Origin of the sequence: Streptococcus mitis (assembly GCF_946188685.1) — a bacterium.
Taxonomy (GTDB): domain Bacteria; phylum Bacillota; class Bacilli; order Lactobacillales; family Streptococcaceae; genus Streptococcus; species Streptococcus mitis_CC.
Genome location: NZ_CAMHWH010000002.1, coordinates 100,457 through 116,479, shown reverse-complemented (window position 1 = coordinate 116,479; position 16,023 = coordinate 100,457). Strand labels below are relative to the sequence as shown.

Below are 16,023 nucleotides of genomic sequence, written 5' to 3'. Positions count from 1 at the left end.
ATTTCTCTACCTTCCGAATCCTATCAACGATATTGATTTTGAAGATTTTGCTTCAATAGCTACAATAGCCTTATTGATATCTGTCAATGTAATTTGATTTAAAAAGTTTTCATCTTCTAATTGAATCTTATCACCTTCAACCACGCGTTGTGCTTGACAGAAGACAATCTCATCTACTAATTTACGAACGTATCGAGCATTTCCAAAATTGCTACAATTTACAACTTCTGAAAAATGCTGACGTAGTACCATCTTACAATCGTCGGTTAATTGATAATGTCTTTTATTTATCATCAATTCTAAAATAGCAATTAGTTGATCAATTGTATAATCGAAAAATTTTATTTCTCTGGAAATTCTAGAGGATAATCCTGGATTAGTTTCAATGAATTGAGCCATCAATTCTTCATAACCAGCAAAAATAACCAAAACCTCATCCCGACGATTTTCCATTTCCTGTATAATCGCTGAAATAGCTTCATGTCCGAAATCTCTATCACTACTTGGAATAAGACTATAGGCCTCATCTATAAAGAGTACTCCCCCTCTTGCATCATCAAAAACTCTTTTTACTTTTGGAGCAGTTTGACCAACATATTCACCAACTAATTCCGTTCTACCTACCTCCACTAACTTATTCTCTTTAATTATCTTATTGTTGTATAAAATTTCTGAAAAGAGCCTAGCAACTACAGTTTTCCCAGTCCCAGGATTTCCGGAAAAAACAAGATGACGATTTAATACTTCGTTACTAAATCCATGTGCCTGACGCATTACAGAAACTCGACTATATGCTAACTGCTGCTTTAGGACCATTTTCACTTCTTCTAAACCAATTAATTCACTCAGCTTTTTCTCCGCATTTTCTTCATCTTCAACTGAAGATTTATTTTGGAGAATGAATCCATCGAGATTTAATTCATTTTTTTCTGAAGGATCATAATTATTTTGCACTGCAAATTCAATAAGCTCTTGAACAAAAAGGCGAACTTCTTTGGCATCCTTTAGCACGTGATTTTCAGCTACTAATCGTTCAAAATCTTCGTTACTCAAATGAACACCTTTTTGATTTAGCATTTGAATACCAATTCCTTTAAGCTCTGATTCATCATACCGGGGGAAATTAATAATTGATACCTTATTAAAAACATCGAGTAACTCTTTTCTAATAGCTTCTGCTTCTTGAATGCTTCTAGAAATAATAATATTAAAGGAATTCCCCTTCTTTTGTCGAAAATTATCAAAAATATCTGATTTTGTTTTTGATCTTGCCGAAAGATAATCAACTAATACAGCGAAATCTTTTTCACTCATTTTAGGAACAAAATAATGATTGCAATTAACAAATATCGCATTCATACCAAAGATAGACTCTAGAAACTTGATTGCAAACTTTCTACCCGTTCCTTTCTCACCAGTAAAAATATAAAAATGTTGTTGATTTTCATTATTGCTTATTTTTTCTTGGAAGGATATATAATCAATGAATTCTCGAATAGCTCCTTTAAATTCAATTAGGGCAATAATATCATTCAACTCGTCCAACTTTTCTAAATTGGGTTTTAATTGTTCAGAAAATCTTTCTTTTTCTGCACTAAGTAAGAATTTGACTAAATCTCCTATATCACTTCTGCCAAGTTTCTTGATAAAATCACTTTCTATTAAAGGCTCTACCTTAGCTAGTAAGAACTCATAATCAAAAAAATCATTTATTTTTTTCATAATTTCTTGGTCATTGTAATTTTCTTGAGAAATAAGATAGTATGATTCTCCTTCTTTCAAAAAAATTAAATGATTAGACGTAATAAAATCATTCGTCTGAGTTTTAAAAAAATCATCAGGATTCTTAAATTCAACTTGATAGTAATTCATTCACTCTCACCTCTTTTTATAATAAATTAATTTTACAAAAAAGGATGGACATTTATTGTCTAGTTAATTATTTTTTAAGAAAATAAAAAAGAACACCCAAAAAAGTAATCTTTTTAAGTATAGTAATTCTTTCGAATTAACGTTTACTAAATTGTGATGCTTTACGAGCTTTCTTAAGATCTGGTTTCCAAAATACTTTGAGTATACTTATGACATTGATGCCCCTAAACATTTAAAAACTCTGGTGGAAAAAGGTTATGCAGTCATTGAAACAGCTTTTGACTCACTTGATCATCTCAATGCTACTATGAAAAAGAATATTCTGAAAAGCAAGGGAATTACAGGACTATCTAAGATGAAGGCTGCAGATCTGGAGCAAACCCTTCATAACAACTTTTCAGAAGAAGAATTAGCAAGTCACTTTACCGTTCGTGGCTACAAATTAACTCCAAAGGGGAGCAGATACTGGAACAATACAAGGGAATTATCAACCGCCATCCAAAGAAGAATCTCTAAGCAAGCGATTTTTGGATTGACTTTCTCTAAAACTACCTTGTCACTAACATTTGAAATCCACTTCCTTTTAGGGTACAATGGTAGAAATAAATTTTTGAGAGGAACAGAATGAAAAAACTAGCAACCCTTCTTTTACTATCCACTGTAGCCCTAGCTGGATGTAGCAACATCCAACGTAGTTTGCGTGGTGATGACTATGTAGATTCTAGCTTGGCCGCTGAGGAAAGTTCCAAAGCAGCAGCCCAATCTGCCAAGGAGTTAAACGATGCTTTAACAAACGAAAACGCCAATTTCCCACAACTATCTAAAGAAGTTGCTGAAGACGAGGCTGAAGTCATTCTCCACACAAGTCAAGGAGATATCCATATCAAACTCTTCCCTAAACTCGCTCCTCTAGCGGTTGAAAACTTCCTCACTCATGCCAAAGAAGGCTACTATAACGGCATTACCTTCCACCGTGTCATCGATGGCTTCATGGTTCAAACTGGAGATCCAAAAGGGGATGGTACAGGTGGTCAGTCTATCTGGCATGACAAGGATAAGACAAAAGACAAGGGAACTGGTTTCAAAAACGAGATTACTCCTTATCTCTATAACATCCGTGGTGCTCTTTCTATGGCTAATACTGGTCAACCAAACACCAATGGCAGCCAGTTCTTCATCAACCAAAACTCTACAGATACCTCTGCTAAACTCCCTACAAGCAAGTATCCAAAGAAAATCATCGAAGCCTATAAAGAAGGGGGAAACCCTAGTCTAGATGGCAAACACCCAGTCTTTGGTCAAGTGATTGACGGTATGGATGTTGTAGATAAAATTGCTAAAGCCGAAAAAGATGAAAAAGACAAGCCAACTACTGCTATCACAATCGACAGCATCGAAGTGGTGAAAGACTACGATTTTAAATCTTAAAAACCAAAAAATACAGTATCCACATTCGGTACTGTATTTCTTTTACTCTCATTCTTAAGTTAAATTATTAAAATCCCAGATTTGGTCCATCCAGCCTTCATAGAAGTCTGGTTCGTGACAGACCATAAGAATAGATCCCTTGTATTCTTTGAGAGCGCGTTTGAGTTCATCCTTGGCATCCACATCCAAGTGGTTGGTCGGCTCGTCCAGCACTAAAACATTGTTTTCACGATTCATCAAGAGACAGAAACGAACCTTGGCTTGTTCCCCACCTGACAAGACCTGAATTTGGCTTTCAATATGCTTGGTTGTCAGACCACAACGGGCAAGGGCTGCACGGACTTCTGCTTGGTTAAGTGCAGGAAAGGAATTCCAGACAGCTTCAAGTGGTGTTTGACGATTGCCACCTTCTACTTCCTGCTCAAAGTAGCCAAGTTCTAGGTAGTCACCGCGTTCAACTTCCCCAGCAATTGGCGGGATAATTCCCAAGAGAGACTTCAATAGAGTTGTTTTACCGATACCATTGGCACCGATAATGGCAATCTTTTGATTGCGTTCAAAGGTAAGATTTAAAGGCTTTGTCAGAGGACGATCATAACCAATTTGCAAATCCTTGGCTTGGAAAATAAAGCGCCCTGGCGTACGAGCTGGTTTGAAATCAAAGGATGGTTTTGGTTTCTCACTTTGCAGTTCGATAATATCCATCTTATCCAATTTCTTCTGACGAGACATGGCCATGTTTCGTGTTGCAACACGCGCTTTATTACGTGCGACAAAGTCTTTGAGATCTGCAATCTCTTTCTGCTGACGTTCGTAGGCTGCCTCTAGCTGAGATTTCTTCATAGCATAGACTTCTTGGAACTGGTAGTAGTCACCAGAGTAACGCGTCAGCTGTTGATTTTCCACATGGTAGACAATATTAATCACGTCGTTCAGGAATGGAATATCGTGTGAAATAAGAACAAAGGCATTCTCATAGTTTTGGAGATAGCGCTTGAGCCAATCAATATGCTCAACATCCAAGTAGTTGGTCGGCTCGTCCAACAACAAGATATCGGGCTTTTCAAGGAGGAGTTTAGCCAAAAGCACCTTGGTTCTTTGCCCACCTGACAAAGAGGTTACATCCGTATCCATGCCAAAGTCCATGACACCAAGGGCACGCGCCACTTCATCAATCTTAGCATCTAAGGTATAGAAATCACGACTCTCCAGACGGTCTTGAAGTTCGCCAACTTCTTCCATGAGAGCATCAACATCCGCTCCGTCTTCAGCCATTTCCATATAAAGGTCATTGATACGAGATTCCGCTTTGAAAAGCTCATCAAAGGCTGTACGGAGAACATCACGAACAGATTGACCTTCAGCAAGGACAGAGTGCTGATCCAAGTAACCTGCCGTCACATATTTAGACCATTCGACTTTCCCTTCATCTGGCAACATCTTACCAGTCACAATGCTCATAAAGGTTGATTTCCCTTCACCATTGGCACCGACCAGACCGATATGTTCTCCCTTGAGGAGACGGAAGGACACATCTTCAAAAATTGCACGGTCACCAAAACCGTGACTCAAGTTTTTAACTTCTAAAATACTCATTTTAATTCCTTATCTTGTTTTTATGTAATTGTTTATAGAGGAGCCAAGCCAGATAGCCACCCAAGGTATTGGTCCACAAATCATCAATCTCAAAGACTCGATTGAAATCAAAGAAAAAGTCCAAGACTAACTGCGTACACTCGATTCCAAGACTCACTAGAAAACTGAAAAAAAGAACTCTTTTTGTTTTCCTTAAATTCGGAAAGAGATAAAGGAATTGAAACACCAAAGGAAAAAGTAAGAAGACATTAAGGATATTTTGTAGAAAAAGCAAACATAATTGTCCTATGTCACTCACTTCGCCCAGTTTCCAGAGAGAATTGAAAGGAGTCAAAAGAAAAACCAGGCTTCCAAGATGCTGAATACCTGGAGTTTCCACTCCCACGGGAGAATGTTCTTGAGGAGTAAAGCAAAAATAAGCAATGCAAATGCTATAGAAAATGACTCCCCAGAGCAAAACATGATTATAAGGTTTCTTCATCATTACGGATTGACTGCTGCGACTGCTTTCTGGCGGTCACGTTTCATTGTATTAGAACGCAATTGTCCACAAGCTGCATCAATATCAGTTCCATGTTCTTGACGAACAACACAGTTAACCCCTTTTTTCTTAAGCGTATCATAGAAGGCCATGACGCGCTCTTTAGGACTCCGGCTATATTGGTCATGTTCACTAACTGGGTTATAAGGAATCAAGTTTACATAAGACAATTTCTTGATATTCTTGAGCAATTCAGCCAATTCCAAGGCTTGTTCTACACCATCGTTAACTTCATTGAGCATGATATATTCAAAGGTCACACGACGATTTGTTGTTTCGATGTAGTACTCAATGGCTGCAAAAAGTTTTTCAATCGGAAAGGCACGGTTAATCTTCATGATGCTTGAGCGCAATTCATTGTTCGGTGCGTGAAGAGAAACGGCAAGATTGACCTGAACTCCTTCATTAGCAAAATCACGAATTTTATGGGCCAAACCTGAGGTTGAAACCGTAATGTGACGAGCACCGATGGCCATTCCTTTATCATCATTGATAGTACGAACGAAATTCAAGACATTGTTGTAGTTATCAAAGGGCTCACCGATTCCCATGACAACGATATGGCTGACGCGTTCGTCCTGACCACGCTCATCGAAGTATTTCTGAACCAGCATGATCTGCGCTACGATTTCTCCATTATTGAGGTCGCGTTGTTTCTTAATCAAACCAGAGGCACAGAAGGTACAACCGATATTACAGCCGACCTGAGTGGTCACACAGACTGACAAACCATAGTGTTGACGCATAAGTACAGTCTCAATCAACATACCATCAGGCAACTCAAAGAGATATTTGACAGTGCCATCAGCAGACTCTTGAACGATACGCTGTTTCAAGGGATTGACCACAAACTGGTCATTGAGCTTAGCAATCAAATCTTTTGACAGGTTGGTCATTTCTTCAAATGACTGGACACGTTTACGGTAAAGCCATTCCCAAATTTGATCTGCACGGAATTTCTTTTCTCCCTGCTCCAAAACCCATTCCTGCATGGTTTGACGTGTTAAACTATAAATTGACGGTTTCATCTCTTCTCCTTATTCTCTACTCACTTCTGACGAATGACAAAATGACGTTGCCCCTTGTCCTCTTTCTGAGAATGCTGGTCCTTTTGACGACGTCTATTTTTCTTATCTGCATTCGGTTTTCGTTTTGTTTGAGCCGGTTTCTTTCCTTTTCTAGAAGGCTGTTCTTCTTCCTTCTTACGCATTTTCTTGTCAAATGATGCTCGCTTAGGGGCTTCATTTTCTAGGACAAAATAGGCACAACCATAACTACAATACTCTAAAAGATAGTCTTGTAAACGACTGATTTTTTCAAGATTTTCCTCTGTTCGGTCATCCTTGTAAAAACCTCGTAGGCGAAGCTGTTCGTTGCTCCAGTCTCCCACGATATAATCAAACTTGGTTAAGACTTCTGAAAAACGCTGATTAAAAGTCGTCACATCAAAGGCTTCCTTGATATTTTCCACCAAGGAAAAAGCTATCCCTTCCGTTTCAACCTTGTCCCCGTGTAAATGAAACTCAGGACCAGGAAACTTGTTATAGTTGTATAATTCAGGTGCAATTTCTTTTCGCATAGATATCCTTTTTCCACGATTACTTAATACTTTATTCTACCATAATTTCCAGCAGTTAGCACGTTTCTCATAAAAATGAAAAAAGTCTGACGATTTTGTCAGACCAAATAATATAACCTTAAAAAGAGAAGAACAATTCTTCCCTCCAACTATCATTATTTAGCAGCTGCGTACAATTCATCTACTTTATTCCAGTTGATGACTGAGAAGAAAGCTTTGATGTAGTCAGGACGCACGTTGCGGTATTTCACGTAGTAAGCATGTTCCCAAACGTCCAAGCCCAAGATTGGTTTTTTACCTTCTGAGATTGGTGTGTCTTGGTTTGCTGTTGAAGTCACTTCAAGTTTACCTTCTTTGTTGACAACCAACCATGCCCATCCAGAACCGAAGCGAGTTGTAGCTGCTGCTGTAAAGGCCGCTTGGAATTCTTCAAATGAACCAAATGTTGCATCGATTGCTGCTGCAAGTTCTGCTGATGGAGCTGTTTTTTCAGGAGTCATCAATTCCCAGAAAAGAGCGTGGTTCAAGTGTCCACCACCATTGTTGATAAGTGCTTGACGGATATCAGCTGGGATAGATTCTACATCAGCAAGCAAGGCTTCAAGGTCTTCACCAATTTCAGGGTGTTTTTCAAGAGCTGCATTAGCATTGTTGACATAAGTTTGATGGTGTTTGTCATGGTGCAAGTGCATTGTTTCCGCATCGATGTATGGTTCCAAAGCGTCGTATGCATATGGAAGATCTGGTAAGATAATAGCCATCTGTAATACCTCTTTTTCTTTCTATATGAAAATGATAACGCAAACATTCACTTTTTTCAAGTTTTTTGCTTATAGATAAGGAAATCACTGAGATACTTTCTAATAAAACAAGCAAATCAGCAAGAAACCCACGACAAGATAATCTTGACGCGGGTTGTAGTTTCAAAAAAATATCAATTTACCTGACTAGCAATCTGTAAGAGTGCCTTTTCAAAAAGGAAACTCTTTTCATAAAGACCTGTCTTAACCTGATAGTCTGTCTCAATCAAATAAGAAATAGCTTGCTTCAAAAAGCTCAAGGAAAGTCCTCTTGAATCCCTCAACGCAAACTTGATTTGATAGGGATTAGGATTACGTCCGAGAAAACTTCCTAAACTACTTGCAATCTGAGATTCTGCTTGTCCAGACTCCGCCAAAATTTTCACCTGAGTAAAAGTCCGAAATTGTCCCAGCATGACTGCAATCAGTTTGATTTCATCTTCACCTTGCAAGGTCAAGTCTCTAACCAAATCACGCGCCTGGTCCATCTTTTTAGTCAGAATAAACTGAGTTAAATCAAAAATATTGTCCTGCAAGGTCTTGGGAATTGCATTGACAATATCCTCTTCCTCGATAACAGAGTCTTCCTTATAGGACTGTAAAAAAAGCAGATTTTTCTGGATTTCGCTAAATTGAAAACCAGATTTGATAAGGAGATTTTCAAAAGAATGATTGGTAAACTGCAGACCTTCTTTCTGACTCCACTTTTGGAAATACTGGCGCAATTCTTGTTCTTTGGCTTCTACTGCATCAAAGACCTTGGCATCACGCTTAAGTAATTTTACCAGCCGTCTTTTGCTATCCAGCTTTCCTTCTGCAAAGATTAACAACTTGGTTGTTGGTGAAGGATTGTCAAGGTATTCCTCAAACGACTTGAGCTCAGCATCTGTTAAAAAGCGTTTCTTGGCTGTTGTGATATCGACAAAATGGTCTAATATCACGATTTTCTCATCCGCAAAGAAAGGAAGGCTGACCAACTCCAGTTCCACATCCTTGTAGACCACTTCTTTCATATCAAAGTAGGCAAAGTTGAGGTCAGCAGAATCATAGCCAATCTGTTTCAACACTTGACTCTTCATCACTTCAAACTGACCCTGGTCTGTCCCTGTAAATAGGCTCAGACTAGGTAAATTTGATAAAGTCAACTTCTGGCTTTCTTCAATAGCTAGCATCTTCTCTCCTTTCTTCTGATTTTTCGATTTAATTTAGTCAATGTAGCGCAATTTCCCACGGAAATCTTCTAAGCTCTCATACCCTTTTTCCGACATGATTGCTTTCAGTTCATTGGTAATACGTTCGAAGGCACCAACACCTTCTTTGTGAAGGGTGGTTCCCACCTGTACCATACTAGCACCACAGAGGATGTGTTCAAAAGCATCTCGACCAGTCAGAACACCACCTGTTCCAATGATTTGGATTTGAGGATTGAGACGTTGATAAAAAGCATGAACATTGGCTAGAGCAGTCGGTTTGATGTACTCCCCACCAATCCCACCAAAACCATTCTTAGGTCGAATAACGACAGATTCATCTTCTATATAAAGGCCGTTCCCAATCGAGTTAACACAGTTGACAAACTTGAGCGGATATTTATTGAAAATAGCTGCCGCTTGGTCAAAGTGAACAATGTCAAAATAAGGTGGTAATTTAATCCCAAGAGGTTTGGTAAAGTAGGCAAATACTTCTGCCAAAATTCGGTCAGTTGTCTCAAAATCATAGGCAATCTGAGGTTTACCTGGAACATTTGGACAGGAAAGATTTAGCTCAGTCAGACCACGAAACTCACTCTCTTGGACTTTTTTCAAGATAGTATGGGTTTCCTCTGGAGACATTCCAACTAAGGATAGAAAGAAGGTACGATTCGGTTCCTTTTCTTGTAATTCCAGAAGATAGTTTAGGTAATAATCTAAGCCATTATTTGGCAAGCCCATAGAGTTGATAGAACCACGTGGAACATCTTGATAGCGTGGTTCAGGATTTCCCTGACGAAAGTCCAAGGTCGCAGTCTTCGTAACAAAAGTACCTGCTGCTGAGTTTTTGACCTCTTCTAACTCCGCTATCGTCATACAAGCTACACCTGCTGCATTCATCAAGCAATTGTCAAACTCAAAACCAGCAATTTGCGTTTTCGTTGATACCATGATTCTGATCCTCCAGATTCCTTTTATTGCTAATATTATACCATATTTTCACATTTTCTCTTTGAGAAAGATATTTCCAAGAAAACGTTCGTATTTTTATAGATTTTCAAAAAGCCTCAAAACTAAATGTTAAAACCAAATTGATAGAATTTTTAGAAAATTTTTGTTTTTCTCTTTACAGTTAAAAAAAATTCTGCTATAATGACACACATAATTAAATTAGAATTTAAGGAGAACGATATGACATCTGCTAAAGAATATATCCAAAGCGTGTTTGAAACTGTAAAAGCTCGTAACGGGCACGAGGCTGAATTCCTCCAAGCTGTTGAAGAATTTTTCAACACTTTGGAACCTGTATTTGAAAAACACCCTGAGTATATCGAAGAAAATATCTTGGCACGTATTACTGAACCAGAGCGCGTGATTTCTTTCCGTGTTCCTTGGGTTGACCGTGATGGAAAAGTTCAAGTAAACCGTGGCTACCGTGTTCAATTCAACTCAGCTGTTGGACCATACAAAGGCGGACTTCGTTTCCACCCAACTGTAAACCAAGGGATTTTGAAATTCCTCGGATTTGAACAAATCTTTAAAAACGTCTTGACTGGACTCCCTATCGGTGGAGGTAAAGGTGGATCAGACTTCGATCCTAAAGGTAAAACAGATGCTGAAGTGATGCGCTTCTGCCAAAGCTTCATGACTGAACTGCAAAAATACATCGGCCCATCACTTGATGTACCTGCTGGTGATATCGGTGTTGGTGGACGTGAGATTGGTTACCTTTACGGTCAATACAAACGCCTTAACCAATTTGATGCTGGTGTCTTGACTGGTAAGCCTCTTGGATTTGGTGGTAGCTTGATTCGTCCAGAAGCAACTGGTTACGGTTTGGTTTACTACACTGAAGAAATGCTCAAAGCTAACGGTAATAGCTTTGCTGGTAAGAAAGTTGTTATTTCAGGTTCTGGTAACGTTGCTCAATACGCTCTTCAAAAAGCGACTGAACTTGGTGCAACTGTTATCTCTGTATCTGATTCAAATGGTTATGTCATCGATGAAAATGGTATCGACTTCGATCTTTTGGTTGACGTTAAAGAAAAACGTCGCGCTCGTTTGACTGAGTATGCAGCTGAGAAAGCAACCGCTACTTATCATGAAGGTTCTGTATGGACTTACGCTGGAAACTATGACATCGCTCTTCCATGTGCGACTCAAAACGAAATCAACGGTGAAGCAGCTAAACGTTTGGTTGCTCAAGGCATTATCTGTGTATCTGAAGGTGCCAACATGCCAAGCGACCTTGATGCCATCAAAGTTTACAAAGAAAATGGTATCTTCTACGGACCTGCCAAAGCTGCCAACGCTGGTGGTGTAGCCGTTTCAGCCCTTGAAATGAGCCAAAATAGTCTTCGCCTTTCATGGACTCGTGAAGAAGTTGATGGACGTCTCAAAGACATCATGACAAACATCTTCAACACAGCTAAAACAACTTCAGAAACATACGGTCTTGATAAAGACTACCTTGCAGGAGCTAACATTGCTGCCTTTGAAAATGTAGCAAACGCTATGATTGCACAAGGTATTGTTTAAGACTCATTTGCTTAATCCTCAATCGCTCTGATTGGGGATTTTTAGCTTGAATTAAAAAGTTGGAAAATTACTTACTCGCCCCCTTTTTTGCCCCTTCTTGAACAAAAAGAAAAACCGCTACTCCTAAGAATAGCGGTTTAATCATGTTTTTAAGCTACTAATGTAGTCGCTCTATTATTTAAGAGTAACTGAAGCTCCAGCTTCTTCCAATTTAGCTTTGATTTCTTCAGCTTCTGCAGTTGCAACGCCTTCTTTAACAAGTGCTGGTGCACCGTCAACAAGTTCTTTAGCTTCTTTAAGTCCAAGACCTGTGATTTCACGTACAACTTTGATAACGCCAACTTTTTTGTCGCCTGCAGATGTCAATTCAACGTCGAATGAATCTTTAGCAGCACCAGCGTCAGCAGCACCAGCTGCAGCAACAGCTACAGGAGCAGCTGCAGTTACACCAAATTCTTCTTCGATAGCTTTTACAAGGTCGTTCAATTCAAGGATTGAAGCTTCTTTAATTTCAGCAATAATGTTTTCAATGTTCAATGCCATTGTTATTTCCTCCAAATATGTTTTAAATTTATAATAGATTTTCGTAGCTAGGCTACGCTGCGTAGCTTAAGATTAAGCTGCGTCTTCTTTGTTGTCTGCAACCGCTTTGACTGCAAGAGCAACGTTGCGCACTGGCGCTTGAAGTACAGAAAGGAGCATAGAAAGAAGTCCTTCGCGGTTTGGAAGAGTTGCAAGAGCAAGAATCTCTTCTTTAGATGCGACAGCGCCTTCGATTGCACCACCTTTGATTTCAAGTGCTTCAGCGTTTTTAGAAAAGTCGTTCAAGATTTTCGCTGGTGCGATAACATCTTCGTTAGAAAATGCTACTGCAGATGGTCCAACAAATACAGATGCAAGATCTTCAAGACCAGCTTTTTCAGCTGCACGACGCAAGATTGAGTTTTTAATAACTTTATACTCAACTTCGCTTCCACGAAGCTCACGACGAAGAACTGTATCTTGCTCAACTGTCAAACCACGAGCGTCTACAACGACGATAGATGCAGCAGCTTTCATTTTCTCAGCTACTACGTCAACTAGTTCCGCTTTTTTAGCAATAATTGCTTCACTCATTAGTGTGTTCACCTCCGTTATTATTTTGCTTGGGGAATTTTTCCAAAAGAAAAACGCGCCCAAACCTAGACACGAAAGTACAATACGCTTCTTTTTACATGATACGTTTTGTCCTCGGTAGGATACTTATGAGTCGAGCTCCCCTACTGTCTTAGGCAGTTTTTTCAAACCGTATATAAGTATAGCATAGTCAAAAAAAGAATGCAAGATTTTTGCAAACTTTTTTTAAAATTTTTTCGTGATTTTTCTTTTAAAGTTTTACAGTCAGGACTTGACCCTGCTTAACGACTTGTTCTCCAGCGATATAAACATCATCAACATCACTAGATTTGACTGCATAAACTAGATGAGAGAGCATGTTTTCTTGAGGTTGGAGATGAATTCTTGCTTGTGGTTGAATAACAAGAAAATCTGCCTGCTTGCCAACTTCCAGACTTCCTATCTGATTTTCCATTCCAAGAACCTTAGCTCCTTCAATTGTCAACGCCTTGAGAGCTGTTTCGATAGGAAATTGTCTGGCATCTCCACTTTTCATCTTCTGAAGAAGGGCTGCAGTTCGTCCTTCCTCAAACATGTCTAAATTATTATTAGAAGCAACCGAGTCAGTCGCAATTCCGACTGCTACTCCTGCTTTTTGCAGTTGGATGATGGGAGCAATCCCTGATGCCAATTTGAGGTTACTAATAGGATTATGCGCAACAGCTACTTGAGAAGTTGCTAAGCGTTCAATTTCTCGCTCGTTTAATTCGACCCCGTGAGCAAAGACAGACGGATGCTCTAAGTAACCCAGTTCTTCTAGAAAGGTGAGGGGGCGTTTGCCGTATCGTTTTAGGATAATTCCTGATTCCTCCTTGGTCTCCGCCACATGGATATGGATGGGAATAGCAAGCTCTTTTGCCATATCTAGACTCTCTTCCAGCAAGTCTCTACTACAGCTGTAGGGAGAATGTGGTGCCACCATCACCTTGAAATTTGGATCTTCATATCCTATGATTGTTTCGATAATAGCTCGTGTTCTGCTTATAGTCTCAGCAGTTGTTTCTGTATCTGAAGAAAAGAGGGTCGGTGAGAAATAACAACGCATCTTGGAAGCCTTGACTGCCTGATAAATCCGTTCAATATCCACACCATTGGGATTATACATATCGTTAAAGGTTGTTGTTCCCGACTGGAGCATCTCTGTCAGAGCTTCTTTGACTGCCTTAGTAGTCATGTCGGGAGTGAACTCAGCTTCTGCTGGCCAGATATAGTCATTGAGCCATTCATGGAGATTGCTGTCATCTCGAATCCCTCTCAAGCCTGTCATAGCAGAATGGGTGTGGCAATTGACCAAACCAGGCATGATCCAGGCTCCCTGATAGTCTATAATCTGCTCAGCTTGCTCTAAAATCTCTGACTTCTCTTGACCGACATAGACCATTTGAGAATCCTTAACAGCTAAGATTCCATCCAGATAGACATGAAAATCTTGGTCACAAGTCACGATATTTACATGCTGATAGACTTTCATTGTTTTTCTCCTTCTAAGGCCTTGATTTTTTTCTAGCTATTGTAACAAAAAAGTCACCCGAAGGCAACTTTTTTTGTCCATAGGAGTTCGAAATTAGAAATGACTATTCAGAGCTAAAAGCTGCAGCTTTTTGCATTTGGTAATACTTGCCCTTTCGAGCCATGAGTTTCTGATGGTTCCCATACTCAACAATATCACCATCCACTAAGACTAGAATCATATCCGCATCCTGAATGGTTGACAAGCGGTGGGCAATGATAAAGCTTGTACGCCCCTTCATGAGTTTTGCAAAGGCATCCTGAACCAGCACTTCTGTCCGCGTATCGATGGAAGAGGTTGCCTCGTCTAAGATAAGAATCTTTGGAATAGCCATAAAGACTCGGGCTATGGTCAAGAGCTGGGCTTGACCAACAGAAAGAGATTCTCCAGCATTTTCCAACTTGGTATCATAGCCTTGAGGTAACTGTTGGATGAAAAAGTCTGCATTGGCTGCTTTGGCAGCAGCAATCACCTGCTCCCGACTGCCTTCAGGATTTCCAAAGGCAATATTGTCATGAATGGTTCCTTGCTTGAGCCAGGTTTCTTGGAGCACCATACCAAACTGCTGGCGTAAAGAGGCACGACTATAGTCATAAATGGATTTCCCATCCAGCAAGATATCTCCCGAGTTAATGGGATAAAAACGCATGAGGAGATTGATAAGGGTTGATTTTCCAGCACCTGTCGGACCAACAATAGCTACCTTGCTACCAGCTGGAATGTCAATAGATAAATCCTTAATCAAAATCTTTTCAGGATTGTATCCAAAAGAGACATGTCTAAGAGAAATAGCTCCCTTAACCTGGTCACTGGTCAAGACTTCCTTGCCTGTTTCAGCCACCTCAGAGCTTTCTAAGACAGCATAGACACGTTCTGCACAAGCTATAGCGCTTTGCAACTCAGCTAGCACTGAAGAAATATCGTTAAAGGGCTTAGTGTACTGTTGGACATAGTTCAAAAAGGTCACTAAACGCCCGATGGTCAAGGTGGAACCCATCATGATACGATAAACTCCTACTCCAGCTAGAAGGGCATAAATGAGTGCATTGACAAAACGAGTCGAAGGATTGACCGTTGAAGAATAAAAGATAGCTGACTGTGAATAGCCTGAGTAGTTGTCATGAGCCTCACGCAGTCTTTGGATAAACTCTGTCTGAGCATTAAAGGACTGGATAATGGTCTGCTGGCTAAGCGATTCTTCAATCAACTGGGTCTGAATCCCTCTTGTCTCCGTTTGCTTTTGGAAGAGATGATAAGATTTCTTGGCAATAAAGCGTGAAATCACCATGGATAGTGGCGTCAACAGCAAGACCAAGAGGGTCATGAGGAGATGAATTTGGAGCATGGCTAGAATACTAACCAAAATCATTAAGACGCCAATAAAAAATTGGTTAAAAATCATGGTCAAGCCAGCTGCCAACTGTTCGATGTCTGTGGTCACACGACTGACCATCTCTCCACTGCCTTGTCGATCCACAAAAGCAATCGGTAACCGATGGAGCTTATGGATGATTCGCTCTCGCAAGTCTCTGGTATAAGAGAAGATTAGGCGATTATAGAGGAGAGGATTGACCCACTGCACAATGGTATTTCCTATGACCACCAAGATCATTTGAATGAAAATCTGCCAAAAAACTGGTGAAGAACCAGCCACTAGGACCTGGTCAATGACCTGCCCAATCAGAATAGGTAGGTAGATCGATAAGCCAACCTGGGCAATAGTTCCTAGAAAGGCTAGGAAAAGGAGGAAGGGATGGCTTGCTAAATCTTTTGCCAAACGTTTGAGCGTCTGGTTTGCAGTTTGTCGTCTCATA

Annotated in this window: 15 protein-coding genes and 1 other annotated feature; of the genes, 3 read left to right on the top strand and 12 right to left on the bottom strand. The window is 39.9% G+C overall.

The window, feature by feature from the left end; translation table 11 throughout:
• Window positions 1–6: 6 nt before the first annotated feature.
• Window positions 7–1,872 carry an AAA family ATPase gene (locus N8N51_RS02320; RefSeq protein ID WP_001110403.1) on the bottom strand — a complete coding sequence of 622 codons (1,866 nt, stop codon included), beginning with the start codon at window positions 1,870–1,872 and terminating at the stop codon, window positions 7–9.
• 244 nt (window positions 1,873–2,116) lie between these two features.
• On the opposite strand from N8N51_RS02320, the gene N8N51_RS02315 reads away from it, so the two are divergent.
• Both N8N51_RS02315 and N8N51_RS02310 read left to right on the top strand, forming a co-directional pair.
• Window positions 2,117–2,500 (top strand): hypothetical protein, encoded by a 384-nt coding sequence (locus N8N51_RS02315; RefSeq protein ID WP_203213501.1) that lies wholly within the window; start codon window positions 2,117–2,119, stop codon window positions 2,498–2,500.
• A complete protein-coding gene (locus N8N51_RS02310) occupies window positions 2,497–3,300 on the top strand; it encodes a peptidylprolyl isomerase (protein ID WP_261103489.1) in 804 nt (267 codons plus the stop codon). Before N8N51_RS02315 ends, N8N51_RS02310 begins: the two co-directional genes overlap by 4 nt.
• 54 nt (window positions 3,301–3,354) lie before the next feature.
• Here N8N51_RS02310 and N8N51_RS02305 read toward each other — a convergent pair whose 3' ends face one another.
• The 7 genes from N8N51_RS02305 to N8N51_RS02275 form a co-directional block, all read right to left on the bottom strand.
• Window positions 3,355–4,896 carry an ABC-F family ATP-binding cassette domain-containing protein gene (locus tag N8N51_RS02305; protein ID WP_261103487.1) on the bottom strand — a complete coding sequence of 514 codons (1,542 nt, stop codon included), beginning with the start codon at window positions 4,894–4,896 and terminating at the stop codon, window positions 3,355–3,357.
• Between the two features lies 1 nt (window position 4,897).
• Window positions 4,898–5,380 (bottom strand): VanZ family protein, encoded by a 483-nt coding sequence (locus tag N8N51_RS02300; protein ID WP_261103486.1) that lies wholly within the window; start codon window positions 5,378–5,380, stop codon window positions 4,898–4,900.
• Complete coding sequence (gene rlmN / locus N8N51_RS02295; protein WP_000804762.1) at window positions 5,380–6,465, bottom strand: dual-specificity RNA methyltransferase RlmN; 1,086 nt, start codon at window positions 6,463–6,465, stop codon at window positions 5,380–5,382. Before rlmN ends, N8N51_RS02300 begins: the two co-directional genes overlap by 1 nt.
• 20 nt (window positions 6,466–6,485) lie before the next feature.
• Window positions 6,486–7,016, bottom strand: a complete 531-nt coding sequence (locus N8N51_RS02290) for a YutD family protein (protein WP_261103484.1) — start codon at window positions 7,014–7,016, stop codon at window positions 6,486–6,488.
• 155 nt (window positions 7,017–7,171) lie between these two features.
• Window positions 7,172–7,777: a superoxide dismutase SodA gene (gene sodA / locus N8N51_RS02285; RefSeq protein WP_000974733.1), complete on the bottom strand. Its 606-nt coding sequence runs from the start codon at window positions 7,775–7,777 to the stop codon at window positions 7,172–7,174.
• A gap of 173 nt (window positions 7,778–7,950) precedes the next feature.
• Entirely contained in the window at window positions 7,951–8,988 is a 1,038-nt protein-coding gene (holA, locus tag N8N51_RS02280) for a DNA polymerase III subunit delta (RefSeq protein ID WP_261103482.1), read from the bottom strand.
• Window positions 8,989–9,021: 33 nt separating this feature from the next.
• The gene (locus N8N51_RS02275) at window positions 9,022–9,957 is read right to left on the bottom strand and encodes a dihydroorotate oxidase (RefSeq protein ID WP_261103481.1); all 936 of its coding nucleotides are present in this window, start codon (window positions 9,955–9,957) and stop codon (window positions 9,022–9,024) included.
• Between the two features lie 240 nt (window positions 9,958–10,197).
• On the opposite strand from N8N51_RS02275, the gene gdhA reads away from it, so the two are divergent.
• A complete protein-coding gene (gene gdhA, locus N8N51_RS02270) occupies window positions 10,198–11,544 on the top strand; it encodes an NADP-specific glutamate dehydrogenase (RefSeq protein WP_060628555.1) in 1,347 nt (448 codons plus the stop codon).
• Between the two features lie 174 nt (window positions 11,545–11,718).
• Here the strand turns inward: gdhA and rplL are convergent, their stop codons facing one another.
• The 4 genes from rplL to N8N51_RS02250 all read right to left on the bottom strand — a co-directional run bounded on the left by rplL (window position 11,719) and on the right by N8N51_RS02250 (window position 16,022).
• Window positions 11,719–12,087, bottom strand: coding sequence for a 50S ribosomal protein L7/L12 (rplL, locus tag N8N51_RS02265; protein ID WP_001196965.1), 369 nt, complete (start codon window positions 12,085–12,087; stop codon window positions 11,719–11,721).
• A 72-nt stretch (window positions 12,088–12,159) separates the two neighbouring features.
• On the bottom strand, window positions 12,160–12,660 hold the full coding sequence (gene rplJ, locus N8N51_RS02260) for a 50S ribosomal protein L10 (protein ID WP_001287277.1): 501 nt from the start codon (window positions 12,658–12,660) through the stop codon (window positions 12,160–12,162).
• A gap of 38 nt (window positions 12,661–12,698) precedes the next feature.
• Window positions 12,699–12,834 (bottom strand) — a sequence feature (ribosomal protein L10 leader region).
• Window positions 12,835–12,910: 76 nt separating this feature from the next.
• A complete protein-coding gene (locus tag N8N51_RS02255; RefSeq protein WP_261103480.1) occupies window positions 12,911–14,170 on the bottom strand; it encodes a TRZ/ATZ family protein in 1,260 nt (419 codons plus the stop codon).
• 103 nt (window positions 14,171–14,273) lie between these two features.
• Window positions 14,274–16,022, bottom strand: a complete 1,749-nt coding sequence (locus tag N8N51_RS02250; protein WP_261103478.1) for an ABC transporter ATP-binding protein — start codon at window positions 16,020–16,022, stop codon at window positions 14,274–14,276.
• Window position 16,023 lies beyond the last annotated feature (1 nt).

Coding starts and splice junctions, on each gene's coding strand:
- N8N51_RS02320 (WP_001110403.1), bottom strand. CDS start 1,872: ATGAATTACTATCAAGTTGAATTTAAGAATCCTGATGATTTTTTTAAA.
- N8N51_RS02310 (WP_261103489.1), top strand. CDS start 2,497: ATGAAAAAACTAGCAACCCTTCTTTTACTATCCACTGTAGCCCTAGCT.
- N8N51_RS02305 (WP_261103487.1), bottom strand. CDS start 4,896: ATGAGTATTTTAGAAGTTAAAAACTTGAGTCACGGTTTTGGTGACCGT.
- N8N51_RS02300 (WP_261103486.1), bottom strand. CDS start 5,380: ATGATGAAGAAACCTTATAATCATGTTTTGCTCTGGGGAGTCATTTTC.
- rlmN (WP_000804762.1), bottom strand. CDS start 6,465: ATGAAACCGTCAATTTATAGTTTAACACGTCAAACCATGCAGGAATGG.
- N8N51_RS02290 (WP_261103484.1), bottom strand. CDS start 7,016: ATGCGAAAAGAAATTGCACCTGAATTATACAACTATAACAAGTTTCCT.
- sodA (WP_000974733.1), bottom strand. CDS start 7,777: ATGGCTATTATCTTACCAGATCTTCCATATGCATACGACGCTTTGGAA.
- holA (WP_261103482.1), bottom strand. CDS start 8,988: ATGCTAGCTATTGAAGAAAGCCAGAAGTTGACTTTATCAAATTTACCT.
- N8N51_RS02275 (WP_261103481.1), bottom strand. CDS start 9,957: ATGGTATCAACGAAAACGCAAATTGCTGGTTTTGAGTTTGACAATTGC.
- gdhA (WP_060628555.1), top strand. CDS start 10,198: ATGACATCTGCTAAAGAATATATCCAAAGCGTGTTTGAAACTGTAAAA.
- rplL (WP_001196965.1), bottom strand. CDS start 12,087: ATGGCATTGAACATTGAAAACATTATTGCTGAAATTAAAGAAGCTTCA.
- rplJ (WP_001287277.1), bottom strand. CDS start 12,660: ATGAGTGAAGCAATTATTGCTAAAAAAGCGGAACTAGTTGACGTAGTA.
- N8N51_RS02255 (WP_261103480.1), bottom strand. CDS start 14,170: ATGAAAGTCTATCAGCATGTAAATATCGTGACTTGTGACCAAGATTTT.
- N8N51_RS02250 (WP_261103478.1), bottom strand. CDS start 16,022: ATGAGACGACAAACTGCAAACCAGACGCTCAAACGTTTGGCAAAAGAT.